At 69.9% G+C, this 21,102-nt stretch carries 20 protein-coding genes; 12 read left to right on the forward strand and 8 right to left on the reverse strand.

Annotated elements, in window-relative coordinates:
- The first annotated feature begins 121 nt into the window (after positions 1-121).
- Positions 122-829, forward strand: a complete 708-nt coding sequence (locus JIX56_RS29030; RefSeq protein ID WP_257544928.1) for an RDD family protein — start codon at positions 122-124, stop codon at positions 827-829.
- A gap of 130 nt (positions 830-959) precedes the next feature.
- On the opposite strand, the gene JIX56_RS29035 is transcribed toward JIX56_RS29030, so the two are convergent.
- Positions 960-1,259: a hypothetical protein gene (locus JIX56_RS29035; RefSeq protein WP_257544929.1), complete on the reverse strand. Its 300-nt coding sequence runs from the start codon at positions 1,257-1,259 to the stop codon at positions 960-962.
- A gap of 475 nt (positions 1,260-1,734) precedes the next feature.
- Here JIX56_RS29035 and JIX56_RS29040 point away from each other — a divergent pair, with 475 nt between their 5' ends.
- On the forward strand, positions 1,735-4,080 hold the full coding sequence (locus JIX56_RS29040) for an immune inhibitor A (RefSeq protein WP_257544930.1): 2,346 nt from the start codon (positions 1,735-1,737) through the stop codon (positions 4,078-4,080).
- Positions 4,081-4,698: 618 nt separating this feature from the next.
- Positions 4,699-4,983, forward strand: a complete 285-nt coding sequence (locus JIX56_RS29050) for a hypothetical protein (protein ID WP_257551180.1) — start codon at positions 4,699-4,701, stop codon at positions 4,981-4,983.
- 240 nt (positions 4,984-5,223) lie between these two features.
- On the opposite strand, the gene JIX56_RS29055 is transcribed toward JIX56_RS29050, so the two are convergent.
- Both JIX56_RS29055 and JIX56_RS29060 read right to left on the reverse strand, forming a co-directional pair.
- Positions 5,224-5,811 carry an isochorismatase family protein gene (locus tag JIX56_RS29055; protein ID WP_257551182.1) on the reverse strand — a complete coding sequence of 196 codons (588 nt, stop codon included), beginning with the start codon at positions 5,809-5,811 and terminating at the stop codon, positions 5,224-5,226.
- 316 nt (positions 5,812-6,127) lie between these two features.
- Positions 6,128-7,456, reverse strand: coding sequence for a nicotinate phosphoribosyltransferase (locus JIX56_RS29060; RefSeq protein ID WP_257544931.1), 1,329 nt, complete (start codon positions 7,454-7,456; stop codon positions 6,128-6,130).
- 120 nt (positions 7,457-7,576) lie between these two features.
- Here JIX56_RS29060 and clpS point away from each other — a divergent pair, with 120 nt between their 5' ends.
- The 8 genes from clpS to JIX56_RS29095 all read left to right on the forward strand — a co-directional run bounded on the left by clpS (position 7,577) and on the right by JIX56_RS29095 (position 13,495).
- A complete protein-coding gene (clpS, locus tag JIX56_RS29065) occupies positions 7,577-7,885 on the forward strand; it encodes an ATP-dependent Clp protease adapter ClpS (RefSeq protein ID WP_257544932.1) in 309 nt (102 codons plus the stop codon).
- An 11-nt stretch (positions 7,886-7,896) separates the two neighbouring features.
- A complete protein-coding gene (locus JIX56_RS29070) occupies positions 7,897-8,499 on the forward strand; it encodes a DUF2017 domain-containing protein (protein WP_257544933.1) in 603 nt (200 codons plus the stop codon).
- A 341-nt stretch (positions 8,500-8,840) separates the two neighbouring features.
- Positions 8,841-10,286 carry an amino acid permease gene (locus JIX56_RS29075; protein WP_257544934.1) on the forward strand — a complete coding sequence of 482 codons (1,446 nt, stop codon included), beginning with the start codon at positions 8,841-8,843 and terminating at the stop codon, positions 10,284-10,286.
- Between the two features lie 75 nt (positions 10,287-10,361).
- Positions 10,362-10,784 carry a M67 family metallopeptidase gene (locus JIX56_RS29080; protein ID WP_257544935.1) on the forward strand — a complete coding sequence of 141 codons (423 nt, stop codon included), beginning with the start codon at positions 10,362-10,364 and terminating at the stop codon, positions 10,782-10,784.
- A gap of 70 nt (positions 10,785-10,854) precedes the next feature.
- Entirely contained in the window at positions 10,855-11,910 is a 1,056-nt protein-coding gene (locus tag JIX56_RS29085) for a LacI family DNA-binding transcriptional regulator (protein ID WP_257544936.1), read from the forward strand.
- Positions 11,911-12,010: 100 nt separating this feature from the next.
- Complete coding sequence (locus JIX56_RS47845; protein ID WP_309474684.1) at positions 12,011-12,106, forward strand: putative leader peptide; 96 nt, start codon at positions 12,011-12,013, stop codon at positions 12,104-12,106.
- 112 nt (positions 12,107-12,218) lie between these two features.
- Positions 12,219-12,497: a MoaD/ThiS family protein gene (locus JIX56_RS29090; protein WP_257544937.1), complete on the forward strand. Its 279-nt coding sequence runs from the start codon at positions 12,219-12,221 to the stop codon at positions 12,495-12,497.
- A 47-nt stretch (positions 12,498-12,544) separates the two neighbouring features.
- Positions 12,545-13,495 carry a PLP-dependent cysteine synthase family protein gene (locus JIX56_RS29095; RefSeq protein WP_257544938.1) on the forward strand — a complete coding sequence of 317 codons (951 nt, stop codon included), beginning with the start codon at positions 12,545-12,547 and terminating at the stop codon, positions 13,493-13,495.
- Positions 13,496-13,747: 252 nt separating this feature from the next.
- Here the strand turns inward: JIX56_RS29095 and JIX56_RS29100 are convergent, their stop codons facing one another.
- Complete coding sequence (locus JIX56_RS29100; protein WP_257544939.1) at positions 13,748-14,224, reverse strand: type II toxin-antitoxin system PemK/MazF family toxin; 477 nt, start codon at positions 14,222-14,224, stop codon at positions 13,748-13,750.
- Between the two features lie 357 nt (positions 14,225-14,581).
- Here JIX56_RS29100 and JIX56_RS29105 point away from each other — a divergent pair, with 357 nt between their 5' ends.
- On the forward strand, positions 14,582-15,334 hold the full coding sequence (locus JIX56_RS29105; RefSeq protein ID WP_257544940.1) for an MBL fold metallo-hydrolase: 753 nt from the start codon (positions 14,582-14,584) through the stop codon (positions 15,332-15,334).
- 84 nt (positions 15,335-15,418) lie between these two features.
- Here the strand turns inward: JIX56_RS29105 and JIX56_RS29110 are convergent, their stop codons facing one another.
- The 4 genes from JIX56_RS29110 to JIX56_RS29125 all read right to left on the reverse strand — a co-directional run bounded on the left by JIX56_RS29110 (position 15,419) and on the right by JIX56_RS29125 (position 21,095).
- Positions 15,419-16,672, reverse strand: coding sequence for a PTS transporter subunit EIIC (locus tag JIX56_RS29110; protein WP_257544941.1), 1,254 nt, complete (start codon positions 16,670-16,672; stop codon positions 15,419-15,421).
- Positions 16,673-16,802: 130 nt separating this feature from the next.
- Complete coding sequence (locus JIX56_RS29115; RefSeq protein WP_257544942.1) at positions 16,803-18,317, reverse strand: leucyl aminopeptidase; 1,515 nt, start codon at positions 18,315-18,317, stop codon at positions 16,803-16,805.
- A 4-nt stretch (positions 18,318-18,321) separates the two neighbouring features.
- The gene (locus tag JIX56_RS29120; RefSeq protein ID WP_257544943.1) at positions 18,322-18,876 is read right to left on the reverse strand and encodes a DUF2087 domain-containing protein; all 555 of its coding nucleotides are present in this window, start codon (positions 18,874-18,876) and stop codon (positions 18,322-18,324) included.
- 164 nt (positions 18,877-19,040) lie between these two features.
- Positions 19,041-21,095: a RiPP maturation radical SAM C-methyltransferase gene (locus tag JIX56_RS29125; protein WP_257544944.1), complete on the reverse strand. Its 2,055-nt coding sequence runs from the start codon at positions 21,093-21,095 to the stop codon at positions 19,041-19,043.
- Positions 21,096-21,102: the final 7 nt, after the last annotated feature.

Genomic DNA, 21,102 nt, shown 5'->3' on the forward strand with positions numbered 1-21,102 from the left:
GGTGCGGGCGCCGCGCCGGGTGAGTGGCGAACGGGCCGGACGGGGAATGCGTACGGAGCCTCGTACCCCGGACGGCCCCGTGCCGGATGCGGAGCCGGGGGGTTCGCGGTCGACTCGGGCCATGAGTACCGAACCGCCGCCCTACGGATCTGGTCAGTCCCCGGACGACGACCCGTTCAGGAAGCAGCAGCCCCCGCCGCACCAGGGCGGCGGCTCCCCGTACGACCGCCCGCCCCAGGAACCGCCGTACGGCGGCGGCCAGGAACCGCCGTACGGAAGCCAGCCGCCGCCGTACGGTGGTGGTCCCTATGGCGGCGGCGGTGGTCCCTACGGCGGTGACCCCTATGGCGGTGGGCAGTACCCCAATGACCCGCTCTCGGGCATGCCGCCGCTCGCCGACAGCGGTAAGCGGGTGCTCGCGCGCATCCTCGACATGATCCTCGTGGGGATCGTGGTGGGGCTGCTGGCGTGGGCGTTCAGGATCAGCCAGTACACCGTGGACTCGGGCGACTTCGAGTTCGGCAAGTCCCTGGCGCAGGAGGCGCTCGCCGCGATCCTCTACATCGGGTACGACACCTACTTCACCGTCAAGGACGGCCGCACCCTCGGCAAGCGGCTGATGAAGCTGCGGGTGGCGAACCTCAACGACGGCTCCACGCCCTCCCTCCAGACCGCTCTGACGCGCGCGGCCGTGCTGTGGATCCCCTTCGCCTTCTGCTGCTGCTGCGTCTGGACCGCGATCGCGGGCGGCTGGAGCTTCTTCGACAAGCCCTACAAGCAGGGGCTGCACGACAAGGCGGCCAAGACGGTGGTGATCAGCACCGGTTGACCGAAGAGAGCCGGCTGGACCGGGGGAGGGTGGGACGAGACGGCACGGCACGACACGACGACGGCGGGTCCGGGATCCATGATCCACGGGCCCGCCGAAGCGTTTCAGCAAGCTGTCACCCAGTGCCGGTTCAGGAACCCGTCCGTTCGTGCACCGGCTCCCGTACGGCTTCGGACTCCACGGCGGCCGGTGTCGGGGCCGGGGCGGTGGTGGATGCCGTGGAGCGCGCGACGGTCCTGCTCGCGGGCTTGGGGGCGGGCTTGGGCAGCGGCACGGTCAGTGCGACGAGCAGGCCGAGGGCGAGGGCGGAAAGGGCGATCACCGTGATGCCCACGCCGGAACTCGTCTGTGACAGCAGCAGCATGGCGAGGGTGGACAAGATCACGGTGCAGGAGCCGTAGGCGAGCTGTGCGGTCGTCGGACGAGGCATGGCAATCGTGTCCTCGGGTGGGTCTCCCCGTGCCTCTCACAATGGGGGGAGGGTTACGGATACGAATCAAAGGTGAAGCAGTGCCGTCGGCTTGGCTTTCGCCGACTTCCGGCGCTCCGCCAATCGACTCTATTCGCCAGGGTGCCCGAGTGGAACGACGGGTAAGCGTGACCTGACACACGGTGCCGGGTGCACAGGGGGCGCACGGAGTCATGGCGTCCGGCGGCAGGAGGCATATGCGCGCCGGGTGAGGGGTGCGCGGGGATGTGTGGACGGTGCACGTAACGTCCGGATAACGAACAGGCGCTTCCTGTGGACGCCGATAATGCACTTGACCTGTCCAAGTCAAGATCTGTTTTTTATCTCGAAACTCCGGTCGAATGACGTCACTTGACTACACGCGTATACCGCGCGCGGACTCCTCCACGACCGGGGCATCCCCTTCCGCGCGAACGGGCGCGGGGGAGGACCTCAAGTGACCAGTAGACCCTGGACATCCAGAGCGGCCGCTATCGGCGTCGCGGTCGCCACGGCGGCCGCGACGTTGTCGGGCCTCACGGTGGCGCAGGCCGCCGAGGGTGCGCCCGCGGCGGCTGTGGACCGGCAGGACCCGGCGGACCACGAGCACGCCGACCATGACCTCGAAGGCCCTCTGAGCAAGACTCAGGAGGCCCAGCGCGAGGAGGCCCTGCAGCAGGTCATATCCGGCGACGCCACGGTCAAGAACCGTGACGGCTCGCAGGTCGTGCAGCTGAAGAGCAAGAAGGGCAAGAGCAAGTACGTCGAGCTCGGCCGCGAGAAGACCGACAAGATCTTCACGATCCTCGTCGAGTTCGGCGACCAGATCGACAGCCGCTACGGCGGCACCGTGGGCCCGGCGCACAACGAGATAGCCGAGCCGGACCGCACCCAGGACAACTCCACGGCCTGGCAGGCGGACTACGACCAGGGGCACTTCCAGGACCTGTACTTCGGCGACGGCACCGCCTCGATGAAGACGTACTACGAGAAGCAGTCCTCGGGCCGCTACTCGATCGAGGGCGAGGTCTCCGACTGGGTCAAGGTCCCCTACAACGAGGCCCGTTACGGCAACAACGCCTGCGGCCAGTCGACCTGCTCCAGCGTGTGGAACGTGGTCAGCGACGGCGTGACGTCCTGGGTCGCCCAGCAGAAGGCAGCGGGGCGCACCGACGCCGAGATCAAGGCGGACGTGGCCGAGTTCGACCAGTGGGACCGCTACGACTTCGACGGCGACGGCGACTTCAACGAGTCCGACGGCTACATCGACCACTTCCAGATCGTGCACGCCGGTGAGGACGAGTCCGCGGGCGGCGGCGTGCAGGGCGAGGACGCCATCTGGGCGCACCGCTGGTACGCGTTCGGCTCCGACGCGGGTGCGACGGGCCCCGACGGCAACCGGCTCGGCGGCGCCAAGATCGGTGACACCGGCATCTGGGTCGGCGACTACACCATCCAGCCGGAGAACGGCGGCCTCGGTGTCTTCGCCCACGAGTACGGCCACGACCTCGGTCTGCCGGACCACTACGACACCCAGGGCGGCGACAACTCCACCGGTTTCTGGACCCTGATGTCCTCCGGTTCCTGGCTCGGCACCGGCAAGGAAGCCATCGGCGACCTGCCCGGCGACATGACCGCCTGGGACAAGCTGCAGCTGGGCTGGCTCGACTACGACACGGCGAAGGCCGCGACGAAGTCGAAGCACAAGCTGGGTGTCGCGGAGTACAACACCAAGGACAAGCAGGCCCTCGTGGTCGAGCTGCCCAAGAAGACGGTCACCACCGAGATCGTCGAGCCGGCTCAGGGCTCCACTCAGTGGTGGAGCGGCAGCGGTGACAACCTCTCCAACACGCTGACCCGTTCCGTGGACCTCACGGGCAAGTCGTCGGCCGCGCTCACCCTCGACGGCTGGTACGACATCGAGGCCGAGTACGACTACCTCTACACCGAGGTGTCGACCGACGGCGGCGCCAACTGGACGCCGATCGACGGCACGGTGGACGGCGCGGCGATCCCGCGCGACGCCAGCGGCAAGCCCGCGCTGACCGGTTCCTCCGCCGCGTACAAGAAGCTGTCGTACTCCCTGGACGCCTACGCGGGCCAGAAGTTCGACCTCCGCTTCCGCTACCAGACGGACGGCGGGGTGGCCCCGAAGGGCTTCACGGCCGACTCGATCGCGGTGACCGCCGACGGCTCCGTCCTTTTCTCGGACGACGCGGAGAGCGCGGACGCGGCCTGGGCCGCCAAGGGCTTCTCCCGTGTGGGGGCGGCGATCACGGACGACTACGCCCAGTACTACATCGCCGAGAACCGTCAGTACGTGTCGTACGACAAGACCCTGAAGGTCGGCCCGTACAACTTCGGCTTCTCGACCACGCGTCCGGCCTGGGTGGAGCACTTCCCGTACCAGAACGGTCTGTTGATCTGGAAGTGGGACACCTCGCAGGCGGACAACAACACCAGCGTCCACCCGGGTACGGGTCTGCTGCTGCCGGTCGACTCGCACCCGGCGGCGCTGAAGTGGGCCGACGGCACGGTGATGCGCAGCCGGATCCAGTCCTACGACTCGCCGTTCAGCCTGTACCGCACGGACGGTCTCAAGCTGCACAAGGCGGACGTGCTGACGAAGATCCCGTCGTCGAAGGGTGTGTCCACGTTCAACGACCACACCCACACGTACTACGACGAGGCGACCCCGCTGGCCGGTGTCAAGATCACTGACACCAACACCAAGATCAAGATCGTCAAGGAGGCCAAGGACGGCTCCACGATCTCGGTCCAGGTCGGCCCCGCAGTGAAGTAACCAGCATTTTCGCAGGTCAGAGCATGTCCGGCCGTGACCCCCTTGGCGGGTCGCGGCCGGACGTGTTTAGGTGCGGGGTGTGGTCTTCTTATTGACACTGACGCGTACGGGGGTGTGACCTGCATGGCCGCAGGAGGTTTCTGCAAGCTGCCGGACGGCAATGTCGTCGTCGCACTCAACCTGCCGGGAGCGACGGCGAGGGGCGCGGGAAGCGCCGCGCTGCCCGGGGACGGGTCCGGGGGTGCCTCCGGGGCTCTTCCCGGGGTTCCCGAGGCTGCCGCCGGGGCTCTTCCCGGGGCTGCCTCCGGGGGAGTCCCCGGGGCTCTGCCCGGGGCCGTCGGGGCTGTGCCCGGGACTGTCGGGGCTGTGCCCGGGACTGTCGGGGCTCTGCCCGAGGCTGTGGTCGGGGCATTGCCCGAGGCCGTCGCCGGGGCTCTGCCCGGGGCCGGCGTCGGGGCATCGCCCGGGGCCGTCGGGACTCTGTCCGCGTCCGTCGCCGGGACTGCCGTGGCCGTGCCCGGACCCGCACCCTGGCCGGACGCTGAGAGTCTGCCCGCGGAGCCTGCCGGTGCTTCGACCGCCATGTCCAGGGCCGTGTTCGGCGTGCCCGCCGGGGCCATGGTCGGTGTTCCGGCGGGGGCCGTGCCGGGCGACGGCTCCGTCCGCGTCCTCGTCCTGGCCGCGAACCGTGCCCGTGCCCTCACCCGGCTCCGTAACCTGGGCATGCGCGCGATCTACCTCCGCGGGAACGCGGCGCCCCCGACTCCGGACGAGATCACCGCGGTCCTTCACCACCCGGACGGCCTCATATGGCGCACGTCACCCGTCTGCCCGGCCTCCACGACACCGGAGCTGTGGCATCCGATCAGGGCGCTGCTTCGGCGGCCGACGGTACGGGTGTGAGCTTTTCCGTGGTGCCGAGCCGGCCGCACCCTGCGAAGCCTCCCCGCGGCGGGGGCTGAGCTCGGGCGGGGTTCCGCTCACCGGCGCTCGCCGGGTGCCGCTGCGCCCACCCGTGCCGCCCCAGCGGCACGATTGCCCGCAGCTGTGCGTGGCAGGGAGTGCTCAGCGGCGCGGTTGCCCGCAGCTGTGCGTGGCAGGGAGTGCTCAGCGGCGCGGTTGCCCGCAGACGGGTTTTTGGGGCTATACCACCGGCTTGCCCGAGAGTTCCACGCCTGCGTCTCGGAGCTCCTCCAGGGCGCGCTCGGTGGTTTGCTCGGCTACTCCGGCGGTCAGGTCCAGGAGGACGTGGGTGCGGAAGCCCTCCCTCGCGGCGTCCAGGGCGGTGGCTCGTACGCAGTGGTCCGTGGCGATGCCGACGACGTCGAGTTCGGTGATGTCGCGGGCGCGGAGCCAGTCGGCGAGGGGGACGCCGTTCTCGTCGGCGCCCTCGAAGCCGCTGTAGGCCGCCGCGTACGCGCCCTTGTCGAAGACGGCGTCGACCGCGCCGGAGGCGACCGCGGGGGCGAAGTTCGGGTGGAAGCCGACCCCCTCCGTCCCGGCGACACAGTGGGCGGGCCAGGAGTGGACGTAGTCGGGGTTGTCGGAGAAGTGGCCGCCCGGCGCGATGTGGTGGTCGCGGGTGGCCACCACATGCTGGTACCCGGGGCCGGCCGCCTGGCCGATCAGCTCGGTGATGGCGGCGGCCACATCGGCACCGCCGGCCACCGCGAGGCTGCCCCCCTCGCAGAAGTCGTTCTGCACGTCAACGACGATCAAGGCGCGGCGCATGGTGTCGGTGTCCTTCGCGGATGAGGGGTGAGGTGAGGTCTGGGACGGGTGGCGAGGTGCGGTCATGGCGTGGTCGTGCGGTGCCGGCCGATCCGCTGTGTTGCGCATGTGCTGCGAAACGCTGGACTTCGAAACTACGAACTTCCGAGCCTAGAGACTTCGAGAGCTGTTCGGGAGGGGGCATCCGGCGCTCGCCCGGGGCGCGGACCGGAGCACGGGCCGGACACGCGGGCGCTGAGCGGCTCGCAGCGGGGCACGCCCACCCCCAGCGTGCCCCCACCGCCCCCGCCCGGCATCCCGCACGGACTTGCGCGCCTCAGACGTACTCCGTCGGAAGGACGGCCTCCCCGCGCGACAGCTGTATCGCCGACAGCGGCAGGTTCGCGCGGGCGGTCACATGCCGTTCGCGGACGACGTCCAGGGACTCGCGGGCGAGGACCTGGCCGTCCCTGATCAGCGGGACCAGGAGCTGCCGTTCCTGGAGCTCCTGGGGGACGGGCCCGGTGCCGACCACCTCGGCCTCCGCGACGCCGTGTTCGTCCAGCCGCCGGGCCGCCCACTTGCGGCCCCCGATGGACGTCTTGCCGCCGGTGGACTTCTTCGCCACGGGGACGAGCGGATCCGTGGGGTCCGCCGACTCGGCGCGGGCGACGAGTTTGTAGACCATCGAGCAGGTGGGGTGGCCGGAGCCGGTCACCAGCTGCGTTCCGACGCCGTACGCGTCCACGGGCGCCGCCGCCAGTGAGGCGATGGCGTACTCGTCGAGGTCCGAGGTCACGATGATCCGCGTGTCGGTCGCGCCCAGCTCGTCCAGCTGCTGCCGCACCCGGTGGGCGACGAGGAGCAGATCACCGGAGTCGATGCGCACGGCGCCGAGCTCGGGCCCGGCGATCTCCACGGCGGTCCGTACGGCCTCGGTGACGTCGTACGTGTCGACGAGCAGCGTGGTGTTCCGGCCGAGGGAGTCCACCTGGGCCTGGAAGGCGTCGCGCTCGCGGTCGTGGAGCAGGGTGAAGGCGTGGGCGCTGGTGCCGACCGTCGGGATGCCGTAGCGGAAGCCGGCGGCCAGGTCCGAGGTGGAGGTGAAGCCGCCGACGTACGCGGCGCGCGAGGCGGCCACGGCGGCCAGCTCGTGCGTGCGCCGGGCGCCCATCTCGATCAGCGGGCGCTCCCCGGCGGCGCTCGACATCCGGGAGGCGGCGGCCGCGATGGCCGAGTCGTGGTTGAGGATGGAGAGGATCACGGTCTCCAGGAGGACGCACTCCGCGAAGGTGCCTTCGACCCGCATGATCGGCGAGCCCGGGAAGTACACCTCGCCCTCCTGGTAGCCCCACACGTCCCCGCTGAAGCGGTAGCCGGCGAGCCAGTCGAGGGTTTCCGCGTTGACGACGGAGCGCTCGCGCAGGAAGCCGAGGACGCCCGGATCGAACCGGAAGTTCTCCACCGCGTCCAGCACCCGCCCGGTGCCGGCGACCACGCCGTACCGTCGTCCCTCCGGCAACCGCCGTGTGAAGACCTCGAACACCGAACGCCGCTCGGCCGTACCCGCCTTCAACGCGGCCTGCAGCATCGTGAGTTCGTAGTGGTCCGTGAAGAGCGCGGTCGAGGGGACGTCGACCGGCAAACCAAGGTCCGCTGTGTTCATGGCAAGGGATCGTACTCCCATCTCGTCAATCTGACGATTTCCGGGGCGATCGTTTCTCCCGGGACCTGGTCGCGGACGCCCGTTTGTGCGTCCACCCCCCTGTGGTGGCAGCATGGGCGTGTGACGGCAGCCGCACCCATCGAGATCGAGAAGACCGAGTCGGCGGAGGAGGTCTTCGCCGTACCCGAGCCCGACGTGCCGTGGCTGACGATCGTCCACAACGATCCGGTCAACCTCATGAGCTATGTGACGTATGTCTTCCAGTCGTACTTCGGGTACTCGAAGGACAAGGCCACCAAGCTCATGCTCGACGTCCACCACAAGGGCCGCGCGGTCGTCTCCAGCGGAACACGCGAGGAGATGGAACGCGACGTACAGGCCATGCACGGCTACGGTCTGTGGGCCACCCTCCAGCAGGACCGGAAGTAGCGACGCACCTGATGCCAGGACAATTCGAATCGCTCCCCGGCGGCGGCGCGGCCGTCGCGCTCGACGAGGTCGAGATCTCCATCATCCGCTCGCTGGCGGTGCAGCTCCTGGAGCTGATCGGCCCGGGCCCCGCGGAGGACGCCGGTGACGACCCGCTCGCCGAACTCTTCGCCGAGGGTCCGAGCGAGCCGCCCAAGGATCCCGTGCTGCTCCGGCTGTTCCCGGACGCCTACAGCGATCCCGAGGGCACCCCGACGGCCCGGGAGGCTGAGGAGCAGCGGGCGTACTCCTCGGAGTTCCGCCGCTTCACCGAGAACGACCTGCGGGCCGGCAAGCGCGACAACGCCCTCGCGGTGATCCACTCCCTGGACGCGCTGGCGGCGACCGGTGAGGGCGGGGCCGTACTGAAGCTGTCGGCGGACGACTCCCGGCAGTGGCTCGGCTGCCTCAACGATCTGCGCCTCGCCATCGGCTCCCGGCTCGACATCGTCGACGAGGAGGACAGCGACCTCCTCTACCGCCTCCCGGACGAGGACCCGCGCAAGCCGATGGTGATGGCCTATCTGTGGCTGGGCGGCCTCCAGGACTCGCTCGTCACCACGCTCATGCCCTGAAATTCCTTTCCGGGTCGCCCCCGGGACGTTGTGTGTTCGCTCAGAGGACACTCAAATCCGGATAACGATCGCGTCACCACGCCCGCGAGGGATGCCCTCGCGGGTGTTCTTTGTCCGCCTCTCCCTGTGTTGTACGCCACAAAACGCCCAGTCGATCAAGATGGCGGCCGTGATAGATCTTCACGACCGCCCGACGGACGACACCCATGTCCGCTCGGGTGCGCCACCGAGCCGACGACCGTCGGCCAGGCATCGCTCCATCACATCCGGGGGGATCGGAACCCGATCCGGGGCCGACGAACGGCACGGGTCGGCACGGCGTGGAGAAAGGCGCACCACACATGACCTCCGCTCAGGTCAACAAGAACAGCGACGAAGCCGTGCGCGGCGACGCACCCGAAGAGGGGTACGAGCGCGGGCTCGGCAGCCGTCAGGTCCAGATGATCGCGATCGGCGGCGCCATCGGCGTCGGCCTCTTCCTCAACGCCGGGGCGAACATCGCCAAGGCGGGGCCGAGCCTCATCCTGATGTACGCCGTCGCCGGCGTCATCATCTTCTTCATCATGCGGGCGCTCGGTGAGCTGCTGCTCTACCGCCCCGTCTCGGGCTCCTTCGCGGAGTACTCCCGCGAGTTCCTCGGCCCGTTCTTCGGCTATTTCACCGGCTGGACGTACTGGCTGCTGTGGGTCGTCACCGGCATGGCGGAACTGACCGCCGCCGCGATCTACATCAACTACTGGTTCCCGTCCGTCCCGCAGTGGGTGACGGCCCTGGTCTTCCTGGTCGTCCTGTTCGTGGCGAACCTGATCTCGGTGAAGCTGTTCGGCGAGATCGAGTTCTGGTTCTCGATGATCAAGGTCACCGCCCTCATCGGCATGATCGTGATCGGCCTCGGCGTCCTCACCTTCGGCTTCAGCGCCGCCGGCGACACGGCCGCGGTGTCGAACCTCTGGGCCTTCGACGGCTTCTTCCCCAAGGGCATCGGCTCCTCCCTGATGACCCTTCAGGGCGTGATGTTCGCGTACCTCGCCGTCGAGCTGGTCGGTGTCACGGCCGGCGAGTCCGAGAACCCGGAGAAGACCCTCCCCAAGGCGATCAACACCCTGCCCTGGCGCATCGGTCTGTTCTACGTCGGTGCCCTCACCGTCATCCTGTGCGTGGTGAAGTGGACCGAGTTCGCGCCCGGCGTCAGCCCCTTCGTCGCGGCCTTCGCGAAGATCGGCATCCCGGCGGGCGCCGCGATCGTCAACTTCGTGGTCCTGACCGCGGCCCTGTCCTCCTGCAACTCCGGCATGTACTCCACGGGCCGCATGCTGCGCACCCTGGCCGACAGTGGTGAGGCCCCCAAGGCCTTCAACAAGCTGTCCGTCACCAAGACGCCGGCCTTCGCCATCTCCGTCTCCGTGCTCTTCATGGGCATCGGCGTGATCCTGAACTACGTCGTCCCGGAAAAGGCTTTCGGATACGTCGTCTCCGTCGCCACCGGGGCGGGTATCTGGACCTGGCTGATGATCCTGGTCAGCCATGTCCGCTACCGCCGCGCGGTCGACGCGGGCCGGCTGCCCGCCTCCTCCTTCCCGGCGCCGGGCGGCTCGGTGGGCAGCTGGATCGCCATCGTGTTCCTGCTCTTCGTCACCTGCCTCATCGCCTACGACCACGAGGCCCGCGTCAGCCTCTACGTCATGGCCGGCTGGGCGGCGGCCCTCGGCATCGGCTGGGCCGTGCTGAAGTCCCGCAACCCGGAGGTCACCGGGCGCCGCGAGCCGGAGCTCGACAAGGTCGGCTGAGACCTTCCGCTCAGCATGTGGGCCATCCCGTACCACCCTTCGGTACGGGATGGCCCACTGCTTATCCTGACGAGCATGCTGACCATCACCCAGGCACTCGTCGACCAGATCGTCGCCCACGCGCGCACGGACCACCCCGACGAGGCGTGCGGCGTCGTCGCGGGACCGGCGGGTTCGGACCGCCCCGAGCGCTTCATCCCGATGCTGAACGCGGCCATGTCGCCCACGTTCTACGAGTTCGACTCGGGCGACCTGCTCAGGCTCTACCGCGAGATGGACGAACGCGACGAGGAGCCGGTGGTCATCTACCACTCCCACACGGCCACCGAGGCCTACCCCTCCCGCACCGACATCTCCTACGCCAACGAGCCGGGCGCCCACTACGTCCTCGTCTCGACCGCGGACACCGACGGACTCGGCGACTTCCAGTTCCGCTCGTACCGGATCGTCGAGGGCGAGGTGACCGAGGAGGAGGTGAAGATCGTGGAGGCGTACTGACAGCCTTCGCGGTTACGGTGTGCGTACGCACGCACGCGCACGCACACAACAGCCCGCGACGGAGACGGTGTTGACACAACAGACGCGACGACCGCACGGCCGGCGCCCCACGCTCGACGACGTCGCACGCGGCTCGGGAGTGTCCAAGTCGACCGTGTCGCGGGTGATCAACGGCGAGGACAAGGTACGCGCGGAGGTCGTCGAGCGGGTCCGGGAAGTGATCGCCGAGCTGGGCTATGTGCCGAACTCCGCCGCCCGGCAGCTGGTCACGCGCCGCAACAACGCGATCGCCGTCGTGGCGAGCCAGCCGCAGAACCGGCTCTTCATCGACCCCTTCTTCGACCTCCACCTCCGCGGCATCCGCAAGGAGCTGGTGGCCCACGGCGCCCAGCCCGTCCTCCTCTTCCTGGAGGAGCCCGAGGAGTACCCGCGCGTCGGCGACTTCCTGGGCGGCGGCCATGTCGACGGCGCCCTGCTCTTCTCCCTGCGCGCCGACGACCCGCTGCCCGGCATGATCGAACGGCTCGGCCTGCCCGCCGTCTTCGGCGGCCGGCCGCTGGTCCGCGAGGGCGAGCCCGTGCGCGACTGTGTGTACGTCGACGCCGACAACCGGGGCGGGGCCCGCGAGGCCGTCCGCCATCTGGTCTCGCTGGGCCGGGAACGCATCGCGACGATCACCGGACCGTGCGACCAGGAGGCCTCCGCCGTGGACCGCCTGGACGGCTACCGGGACGTCCTCTTCGGCACCGCGCCGCTCCTGATCGAACGCGCCGACTACACCCGGCAGGGCGGCGTCGACGCCATGGCCGCGCTCCTCGACCGGTGCCCCGACCTGGACGCCGTCTTCGTCGCCTCCGACCTGATGGCCTCCGGCGCGCTCCAGGTGCTGCGCGAGCGCGGGCGCCGGGTGCCGGACGACGTGGCCGTCGTCGGCTTCGACGACCTCGCGCCCATCGCCGAGCACACCGATCCGCCGCTGACCACCGTCCACCAGGACGTCGAGGGGATGGGCCGGCTGATGGCACGGCTGCTGTTCAGCCGTACGGAGGAGACGGGCGCGGCGGAGGTGGGGCCGCTGTCCTCGGTGGTCACGCCCACGCGTCTGGTCGTACGGAAGTCGGCCTGACCGGGTCGCTGAGGTGCGCGGTCTCATTCCCCGGCCCCCATGCGTCCGACATATGGGATCACCTTCCGGGACCCGGACCGGGAATCGATACGATGAGCGCATGGTTCTTGACGACGTGAGCGAGAAGACGCCGGGCGCACTGCTCGTGGCGCGGCTGCACGTCGACCTGTGCAGGCTTGCCAGCGCCATCTGTTGACGCCGCCCCTGCCGCCGTACGGCTGTGAGCCGCGGCGCCACCAGCTGTGTGACCACGCACTTCGCGCTGCCGCGCGCCACCGACCGACTACTCCCGACAGGAGCCGCACACCATGGCCATCGAGGTCCGCATCCCCACCATCCTCCGCCAGTACACCGACGGTCAGAAGGCGGTGGAGGGAGCCGGTGCCACCCTCGCCGAGCTGTTCACCGACCTCGAGAGCCGTCACACGGGCATTCAGGCCCGCATCGTGGACGCCGGTGAGCTGCGCCGCTTCGTCAACGTGTACCTGAACGACGAGGACGTCCGCTTCCTGGACGGCATCAACACCAAGCTGACCGACGGCGACAACGTGACCATCCTGCCGGCGGTGGCCGGCGGCATGGTCTGATGCGTTCCCAGTCCTCCGCCTCCGATCCGATCGGCCGCTGATCCCGTATGCGATACGACTCCCCGCTGGCCGCGGTGGGCAACACCCCTCTGGTGCGCCTGCCGCGGCTCTCGCCGTCCGCCGATGTCCGTATCTGGGCGAAGCTGGAGGACCGCAACCCGACGGGTTCGGTCAAGGACCGGCCGGCCCTGCACATGATCGAACAGGCGGAGAAGGACGGCCGTCTGACGCCCGGCTGCACGATTCTGGAGCCCACCTCGGGCAACACGGGCATCTCTCTCGCCATGGCGGCCAAGCTCAAGGGCTACCGCATGGTGTGCGTCATGCCCGAGAACACCTCCCAGGAACGGCGCGAACTGCTCGGCATGTGGGGCGCCGAGATCATCCCCTCGCCGGCGGCCGGCGGCTCCAACACGGCCGTGCGGGTGGCGAAGGAGCTTTCCGCCGAGCACCCCGACTGGGTGATGCTTTACCAGTACGGCAACCCGGACAACGCGGGCGCCCACTACGCGACGACCGGTCCCGAGATCCTGGCGGACCTCCCCTCCATCACCCACTTCGTGGCGGGTCTCGGCACCACCGGCACGCTGATGGGCGTGGGCCGTTTCCTGCGCGAGCAGAAGCCGGACGTCAAGATCGTCGCCGCCGAGCCGCGCTACGACGATCTCGTCTACGGCCTCCGCAACCTCGACGAGGGCTTCGTCCCCGAGCTCTACGACGCGTCCGTCCTCACCACCCGCTTCTCCGTGGGCTCCGCCGACGCGGTGACCCGCACCCGTGAGCTGCTGCAGCAGGAGGGCATCTTCGCCGGTGTCTCCACCGGTGCCGCCCTCCACGCGGCGATCGGTGTGGGCAACAAGGCGGTGAAGTCCGGGGAGCCGGCCGACATCGTCTTCGTCGTGGCCGACGGCGGTTGGAAGTACCTCTCGACGGGCGTCTACACGGCGGCGACGACGGAAGAGGCGATCGAGACGCTGCAGGGCCAGCTCTGGGCGTAGGGGAGCTCTGGGCGTAGGGGCTGGGCCCCTTCTACCCCTTGGGCGCCTAGTAGCTCGGGGGGCGATTGGGTGGCGGGTGCGGTTGTGTGTGGTTGCTCGCGCAGTTCCCCGCGCCCCTGAAAGATCAGGCCCTGCGGGCCTGAAAAGCACGGGGCGCAGCCCCTGCTTTTCAGGGGCGCGGGGAACTGCGCGACCAGCCCCCACCTACCCGCAGACGAACAACCCACCTGAGCGGGGGCGAAAGGGCGGCCGTCAGTTCGACAGGCGGCGGATCTGGTCCCACAGCACCGGGTCCACCACCCCCGCCTTCCTCCGGAAGTCACCCACGGGCACCTCACGCAGCTCCCCCGTCTCCAGGAAGCTGGGACGGCCGCGGGCATCGCCGACCGTGCCCGGCGGGAGGGGAATCACACCGGCCCGCTCGTCGCGGTACCGACTGGTGATCTTGGCCACGCGGGCGCGGTCCCCGCGGACGGCCAGGACGAGGCAGGGGCGGTCCTTGCCGCCGGGCCCGTCCTCGAAGGGGACGCTGGCCCACCAGATCTCGGACGGCCGGGGCCGCGGCACGGGCCCGCGCGCCCGCCCGGGGCGCCCCGGCGGCCGCGTCCGCCCACCCGGCCGCTCCGATCGCCTCGACGGCCGTCGCGACCGCCCCCACCCGTCGACCACGGTCGCGAGCAGCGCCAGCAGCACCACCGCCGCGAGCGCCAACCACCAGGACGTGTCCATAGCCCGACGGTACCGGCGCACACCGCGCCACGCCCGCCCTGTCGCACGCTCCCGCGCCCTTCGGTGCCACCTCACCCCGGCCCACGCGCGCCCCAACGGCCCCACCACCAGCCGAACCGGTGACAGCACAGGTGAGTTCGCCCACAACAGCCCCTGGCGGAGGAGCGACCCACCCTTTTGCGCCTTACGCTCATCGGACCGCACAACCCTTGCTGCACCCACGTCCGTCCTTGGCAACCCCGCCAACTGCAATCCGCACCACGCATCCGTCACGCACTCTGCAATCCGCAACCCGTCTGCACGTCACGACTGACACGACTGTCACGACTTCACGCCAGCGCGGAGGTTCCAGCTCTCATGAAGCTCACCGTCGTCGGCTGCTCGGGGTCGTTCCCGTCCGCGGAATCGGCCTGTTCGAGCTACCTCGTAGAGGCCGACGGCTTCCGGCTGCTTCTCGACATGGGTAACGGTGCCCTGGGCGAGCTGCAGCGCCACTGCGGTCTCTACGACCTCGACGCGATCTTCCTCAGCCATCTGCACGCCGACCACTGCATCGACATGTGCGCGTACTTCGTCGCGCGCTACTACCGCCATGACGGCGGCCGCTGCGACCCCATCCCGGTCTACGGACCGGAGGGCACCGAGCAGCGTCTGACCACGGCCTACGCCGACACCCCGTCGGCCTCCTCCATGAGCGAGGTCTTCGACTTCCACACGGTCAAGCCGAGCACGTTCGAGCTGGGCCCCTTCACCATCCACACCGAACGGGTCGCCCACCCCGTCGAGGCGTACGGCATCCGGATCGAGCACGGCGGCCGGGTCCTGACGTACTCCGGGGACACCGGTGTCACCCACACCCTGGACGAACTGGCCCGCGACAGCGACCTGTTCCTGTGCGAGGCCGCCTTCACCCACGGCAAGGAGAACATCCCGGACCTCCACCTCAACGGCCGCGAGGCCGGTGAGACGGCCGCCCGGGCGGGCGCCCGCCGTCTCGTCCTCACGCACATCCCGCCGTGGACCGACCCGCAGGTCAACCTGGTCGACGCCCGCGAGGTGTACGACGGCCCGGTGGAGCTGGCGGTGCCCAGGATGTCGTACGAGATCTGACCCCGTACGTTCGTACGCCCGTACGCATGAAGAGGGCCCCCGGAGCGAGACGCTCCGGGGGCCCGACGTCGTTTCCGGGGCTGCTCACGCCTTGGTGAGGTCCTCGATCTCCTCGTCGGGCTCGCGGCCCGGGGTGGGGAGGTTGAACCTGACGATGGCGAAGCGGAAGACGACGTAGTAGATGGCGCCGAACACCAGGCCGATGGGGATGATCAGCCAGGGTTTGGTGGCCAGGTTCCAGTTCAGGGCGTAGTCGATGAAGCCGGCGGAGAAGTTGAAGCCGGCGTGGACGCCCAGCCCCCAGGTGATGGCCATGGAGAGCGCGGTCAGCAGCGCGTGGATCACGTAGAGGAGCGGGGCGATGAACATGAACGAGAACTCGATCGGCTCGGTCACACCCGTCACGAAGGAGGTCAGGGCGAGCGAGATCATCATGCCCGTGACGACCTTGCGGCGCTCGGGGCGGGCGGTGTGCGCGATGGCCAGGGCCGCGGCCGGGAGGCCGAACATCATGATCGGGAAGAAGCCGGACATGAACATTCCGGCGGTTGGGTCGCCGGCCAGGAAGCGGCTCAGGTCGCCGTGCGAGACCACGCCGGAGGCGTCCTTGAACTCACCGAGCTGGAACCACGCCACCGTGTTGACGAACTGGTGCATGCCGATCGGGATGAGCGCCCGGTTGATCGCGCCGAACAGGGCCGCGCCGGCCGAACCGAGGCCGGTCATCCACTCGCCGAAGCTGCCGATGACCTCACCGATCGGCTCCCAGACGAGCCCGAAGAAGACACCGACCGCGACACCGACGAAGGCCATGATGATCGGCACCAGGCGGCGGCCGTTGAAGAAGCCGAGCCAGTCGGGCAGCTTCTTGCGGTGGTACCGCTGCCACAGGACCGCCGAGAGCAGACCCATGACGATGCCGCCGAGGACACCGGGGTTGTTGTACGTCGCGGCGACGTCCGCGCCCTTGGTGATCTCGGCCTCGGTCACCGGGAACGCTTCCAGGACCTTGCTGTAGACCAGGAAGCCCACCAGCGCGGCGAGGGCGGTGGAGCCGTCGGCCTTCTTGGCGAAGCCGATCGCGACGCCGATGCAGAAGAGCATCGCGAGGTTGCCGGTGATGGCGCCGCCCGCCTTGTCGAAGACCGCGGCGACCTTGTCCCAGCCGAGGCCCTCGGCCCCGAAGACGTCCGGCTGGCCGAGCCGGACCAGCAGGCCCGCGGCCGGCAGTACGGCGATGGGCAGCTGCAGGCTGCGGCCGACCTTCTGCAGGCCCTGCATCAGGCCTGATCCCCACTTTTTCGCGGGCGCCGCCGAGGGCGCGGTGGCGGTGCTCATAGACTTCCTCCATCGGGTGGTGGTCTACACCACTCAGTGGTGTAGACCTGTTGTAGCAGATGGGGAAGCGATCAGGAACCCTCGATTCCTACCCGGCACGCGGACGGCTCGCAGAGTGCCCGGTGAGAGTTCAGGGGACGTCCGGTGAGCCTTCGGAGAGGGCGCGCAGCGTCTCGATCAGCGTGCGCACCGCGAACCCGGTACCGCCGTACGGCACTTCGGCGTACGGGCCCTCGTCGTTGTACGCGGGCGCGGCGATGTCCAGATGGGCCCAGGGGACACCGGCGGCGACGAAGTCCTGGAGGAAGAGGGCCGCCTGGATCGTGTCGCCGTGCCGGTGCGAGCAGTTCACCCGGTCCGCCACGGCGGAGCGCAGGTTCCGCCGCTCATGGGCGAGCAGCGGCAGCCGGCAGAACGACTCCCCGGCCCGCTCCGAAGCGGCCAGCACCGTCTGGGCCAGCTGGTCGTCCGGCGTGAACAGGGCCCCGGTGCGGGTGCCGAGCGCGTGGACGGCGGCGGAGGTGAGGGTGGCCACGTCGACGACGAGGTCGCTGCGGTGCGGGCCGGGGCGGCTCGCGCGGACCAGGACGTCGGCCAGCACCACCCGGCCCTCGTTGTCCGTGTGGGTGATCTCCGTGGTCGTACCGTCCAGATGCCGTACGACGTCCCCCACCCGCAGGGCGCCGCCGTCCGGCATGTTCTCCGCGAGGGGGAGGTGGCCGCGTACCCGCAGGGGCAGGCCGAGGCGGGGCAGTGCGGTCAGCGCGGCGACGACGGCCGCCGCGCCGCCCATGTCGGCCTTCATCGCGTGCCGCTCGCCGGACGGTTTCAGGGACAGCCCGCCGGAGTCGAACGTGACGCCCTTGCCGACCAGGCCGACCGTGAGGGCAGGGTCGGCATCCGGCGGGTCGTACGTCAGCTCCACGTACCGGGGCGGTTCCGCCGAGCCCCGGCCCACGGCGGTCAGGCCCGTGAGGCCCAGCTCCGTCAGGCCGGCTCCCTCGTACACCGCGCAGTCGAGGCCGGCGGTGTGCGCCAGCTCCCGGATCCGGTCGGCGAACGCCGGGGGAGTGAGGGTCCCGGCCGGGCAGTTGACGAGGTCGCGGGCCAGACAGGTGGCCTCGGCGGCGGCCAGGCCCTCGGCGACGGCCCGCCGCTCCGGGGTCGCCACGATCACCTCGGCCAGCGGACTCGCGGCCCGCGCGGAGCGGTACTCGTCGTAGCGGTACAGGCCCAGCACCGCGCCCTCCGTCACGGCCCGGGCCCGGTCGGCGGCCGGGACCCCGCTGCCGTCGGCCAGCGCGAGGTCGAGGCGGAGCGTACGGGCGGGGCCCGCGGCCCGTACCGAGGCGGCCGCCGCGGCGCGGAACGTGGCGGCCGTGGCCGAACCGGCGGGCCCCAGGCCCACGTTGAGCACCACCGCGCGGCCGTCGGCGGACGGCTCGGCGACCACCTGCCCGGGCCGTGCCACGAAGCCCCGGCGGCGGCTGAAGGCGCCGACGGCCGCGCCGGTGTGCCGGCCGTACGCGACGACGTCGGCCGCCCGGCTCGCCGTATCGGCTGTATCTGCGGTATCTGCGGTATCTGCGGTATCGGCCGTATCCGGCGTGTCCGTGCCGACGTCACCCGCCACGACCCGTGTCATGCGGTCATACGCGTTCGTACTGCGTGCCCGACTCGTCGCGGCGCAGCAGGTTCTCGTCCACGAGCGCCCGGCGCAGGGTCACCCAGTCGTCGAACCACTGGCCGCAGATCGCGTTGACCTTGGCTTCGGAGTAGGTGACACCGGCCTCGAAGGAGTCGGCCACGACGGTGAGCACCCGGCTGCGGACCTCGGCCTTGCCGGGGATCGAGGTCAGCCGTCCCTTGCGGAAGTAGGCCCCCGCGCCGTCGCCGCCGCCCCGGCCGGAGATCCTGACCTCCGCCTGGACGGCCAGCCGGAACGTGTCGTCGATCAGCCGGTAGGTGCGGGCGTCGGCGTCGTACGCGGCGATCCGCCCGTCGACGAGCTTCTGCAGGGCGACGGCGGCGGCGGCCGGGCGCAGCCCCGCCCGCTCCGCCACCTGTGCCACGGAGGTCGCGCCGAGCGCGAGAGCCGCGAAGGCGTCGCGCCGGTCGGTCTGGGCGAGGATGCCGATCAGATCGCGGCAGGACGGCGGCAGGTCCTCGGCGCGGGTCTGGTCCTCGGTGGGGGCCGTGGTCATAGTGATCAACTTCCGGGTCGTGATGCGGCGTTGTGCTCGGTGCTGCGTGGTGGTGTTGGTGTGGTGTGTCGTGTGTGGTGCTCGGAGCTGTGCACAGTGATCCTCTACGAGTACCGCGCCGACGGGCGGTCACCGCAAACGGGAAACGCCGTGCGGGACGGATTTCAGCCAGGCCGCCGCGGCGGAGGCGGACCGGTGAGCGTGAGGGGTACGGCAGTTCGGGACCGGCGGGGAGTTCCTTTGCGGGGCGGGGTCCGATAGGCGGAGGGTTTTTCGCGTACGGGGAGGGCGATGACTTTCGTGCCCTCGATGTAGACCCACCTTTTCTCCTGCCAGGTGTGGAGCTTTTCCAGGGGCTGCCCGTCTCGCCCTTCCTGATTCTGGAGGTCGCGGAATCGGGTGCCGCCGATGATCGCGCGGAAGAGCCGGGCGTCCTCGTCGCGCAGCACGGTGGTGTGGGCCGGCAGGCCGGGCCGGTGGTCGGTGAGGGTGACGGAGTCGAAGCCGAGGCGGTAGGTGAAACGGGCCCGGTGGTGCTCGGTGCGCCAGTGGTGGACGGCCGTGGCGAGGCGTTCGCGGACGGCGGTGTTGCGGGGGTCCTCGGTGAAGTCGCCCTCGAAGTGGTAGGCGAGGTCCCACAGGTCGCCGGGGGAGAGACGGGGATAGGCGTACTGGTAGCCGGGCAGCGGGTGGGTCAGGGTGAGACCGTAGTCCTGCGGGTGTTCCACGTACGGGCTGAACCGGTCGAAGTGCACGGCGAGGATGTCGTTGTCGGGTGGTTCCAGATGGGTCAGGGAAGGCAGCAGATCGATCTGGGTGAGCATCGACTCCGGGGTTTCGTGGGGAAATCCGGTGAGGATGTTCCACACCGGCAGGACACCGAATTCGGCGCAGCCGAGCAGGAAACGGATGTTCTGGAAGGCGGTCGCGCCTTTCTTCAGCAGTCGCAGCCCCTCGGTGCTGAGGCTTTCGATTCCCGGCTGGACCGAGCGGACTCCGGCGCGGCGGGCGGCCTGGATGTCGGCCCATTCCATGTTGGCCTTGACCTCGAAGAACAGGGAATGGTCGGTGTTGAGCTTTTCGACCAGCGGGAGTGCCGTGTCGAGGTATTTGAGGTCGAGGATGTTGTCGACGGCGAAGAAGTCGAGGACGCCGTAGCGGTCCATGAGGTGGCGGAGTTCGTCGGCGACGGTGTCGGGGTTCTTGCTGCGGTACGTCATGGTCGCGCCGTTGAGGCCGCAGAAGGTGCAGTGGGTTTTCGCGCCCCACCAGCAGCCGCGGGAGAACTCCACCGGAAGAGTGATCTCGGGTTCGAGGGTGTGCAGGCCGGCGGTGTGCAACTGCTCGAAGAAACCGTCGTAGTCGGGGGTGGGCACCTCCAGCGACTGACCGGCGGACATGCCGGCCGGGGCGCTGTCGGCGAGGGCGGGCAGCCGGGTGATCAGTCGGCCGTGGGAGCGCGGCGGGTCGCCGGCCCCGACCTGGCGGAGCAGGGTCACGAAGGCGTCCTCGCCGGGGCCGTCCACGATGGCGTCCACCGCCGGGTAGTTGGCGAGCAGGGCGCGGCCCATCGAGCCCTCGCAGTTGCTGCCGCCGAGCACGATCACGCCGCCGTAGCCGAGGTCCCGCAGGCGCTCGGCCACGGCCAGCGTCGGGCCGTTCTGGCTGAAGGTGCTGGTGAATCCGATGAGGTCGGGGGCTGATTCCAGCAGCTCGGCGGCCGTCCGCTCCACATGGCGGTCGGCCACCTCGCGCAGCGCGTCGACCAGCTCGATCGTCGCGTCGTCGACGCCCTTGGTGCGCAGCATCCGGAAGTACGCCTCGCGCGGCGCCGCCCCGCCGTCGCGGCACGCGAAGATCCAGTCGCCGACGGAGAGCTGGTACAGCCCCTCGGACACCGTCTCGTACGCCTGCGACCACTCGGCGTCCCGCATGCCGAGGGCCGCGCGGGCGAGGCCGTAGAAGGAGAGGTAGGCGTAGTGCGAGTCGACCCGCCACCCCTCGGCGCGGGCGACGGAGCGCAGGGTGCCGACCTGGATGGAGGGGCGGCGGACGTTGTTCCAGGGCATGGAGACGAGGGCGACCCGGCCTGGTCGGGTGGGCACTGACGGGGTGGTGGGCTCTGTCGGAGTGGTGGCCAAGGTCGGCTCGGTCGTGCCGGTCGCCTCGGTCGTGCCGGCCGTGCCGATCGCCTCGGTCCTCTCGGTCGTTCCGGTCATGGCGCCC

Origin of the sequence: Streptomyces sp. CA-210063 (assembly GCF_024612015.1) — a bacterium.
In the GTDB taxonomy this organism is placed as follows: domain Bacteria; phylum Actinomycetota; class Actinomycetes; order Streptomycetales; family Streptomycetaceae; genus Streptomyces.

Bases quoted from the DNA above. Each gene is read 5' to 3' on its own strand.
- JIX56_RS29030 (WP_257544928.1), top strand. From the start codon at position 122: ATGAGTACCGAACCGCCGCCCTACGGATCTGGTCAGTCCCCGGACGAC.
- JIX56_RS29035 (WP_257544929.1), bottom strand. From the start codon at position 1,259: ATGCCTCGTCCGACGACCGCACAGCTCGCCTACGGCTCCTGCACCGTG.
- JIX56_RS29050 (WP_257551180.1), top strand. From the start codon at position 4,699: ATGGTCGGTGTTCCGGCGGGGGCCGTGCCGGGCGACGGCTCCGTCCGC.
- JIX56_RS29055 (WP_257551182.1), bottom strand. From the start codon at position 5,811: ATGCGCCGCGCCTTGATCGTCGTTGACGTGCAGAACGACTTCTGCGAG.
- JIX56_RS29060 (WP_257544931.1), bottom strand. From the start codon at position 7,456: ATGAACACAGCGGACCTTGGTTTGCCGGTCGACGTCCCCTCGACCGCG.
- JIX56_RS29070 (WP_257544933.1), top strand. From the start codon at position 7,897: ATGCCAGGACAATTCGAATCGCTCCCCGGCGGCGGCGCGGCCGTCGCG.
- JIX56_RS29075 (WP_257544934.1), top strand. From the start codon at position 8,841: ATGACCTCCGCTCAGGTCAACAAGAACAGCGACGAAGCCGTGCGCGGC.
- JIX56_RS29080 (WP_257544935.1), top strand. From the start codon at position 10,362: ATGCTGACCATCACCCAGGCACTCGTCGACCAGATCGTCGCCCACGCG.
- JIX56_RS47845 (WP_309474684.1), top strand. From the start codon at position 12,011: ATGGTTCTTGACGACGTGAGCGAGAAGACGCCGGGCGCACTGCTCGTG.
- JIX56_RS29090 (WP_257544937.1), top strand. From the start codon at position 12,219: ATGGCCATCGAGGTCCGCATCCCCACCATCCTCCGCCAGTACACCGAC.
- JIX56_RS29095 (WP_257544938.1), top strand. From the start codon at position 12,545: ATGCGATACGACTCCCCGCTGGCCGCGGTGGGCAACACCCCTCTGGTG.
- JIX56_RS29100 (WP_257544939.1), bottom strand. From the start codon at position 14,224: ATGGACACGTCCTGGTGGTTGGCGCTCGCGGCGGTGGTGCTGCTGGCG.
- JIX56_RS29105 (WP_257544940.1), top strand. From the start codon at position 14,582: ATGAAGCTCACCGTCGTCGGCTGCTCGGGGTCGTTCCCGTCCGCGGAA.
- JIX56_RS29110 (WP_257544941.1), bottom strand. From the start codon at position 16,672: ATGAGCACCGCCACCGCGCCCTCGGCGGCGCCCGCGAAAAAGTGGGGA.
- JIX56_RS29115 (WP_257544942.1), bottom strand. From the start codon at position 18,317: ATGACACGGGTCGTGGCGGGTGACGTCGGCACGGACACGCCGGATACG.
- JIX56_RS29120 (WP_257544943.1), bottom strand. From the start codon at position 18,876: ATGACCACGGCCCCCACCGAGGACCAGACCCGCGCCGAGGACCTGCCG.
- JIX56_RS29125 (WP_257544944.1), bottom strand. From the start codon at position 21,095: ATGACCGGAACGACCGAGAGGACCGAGGCGATCGGCACGGCCGGCACG.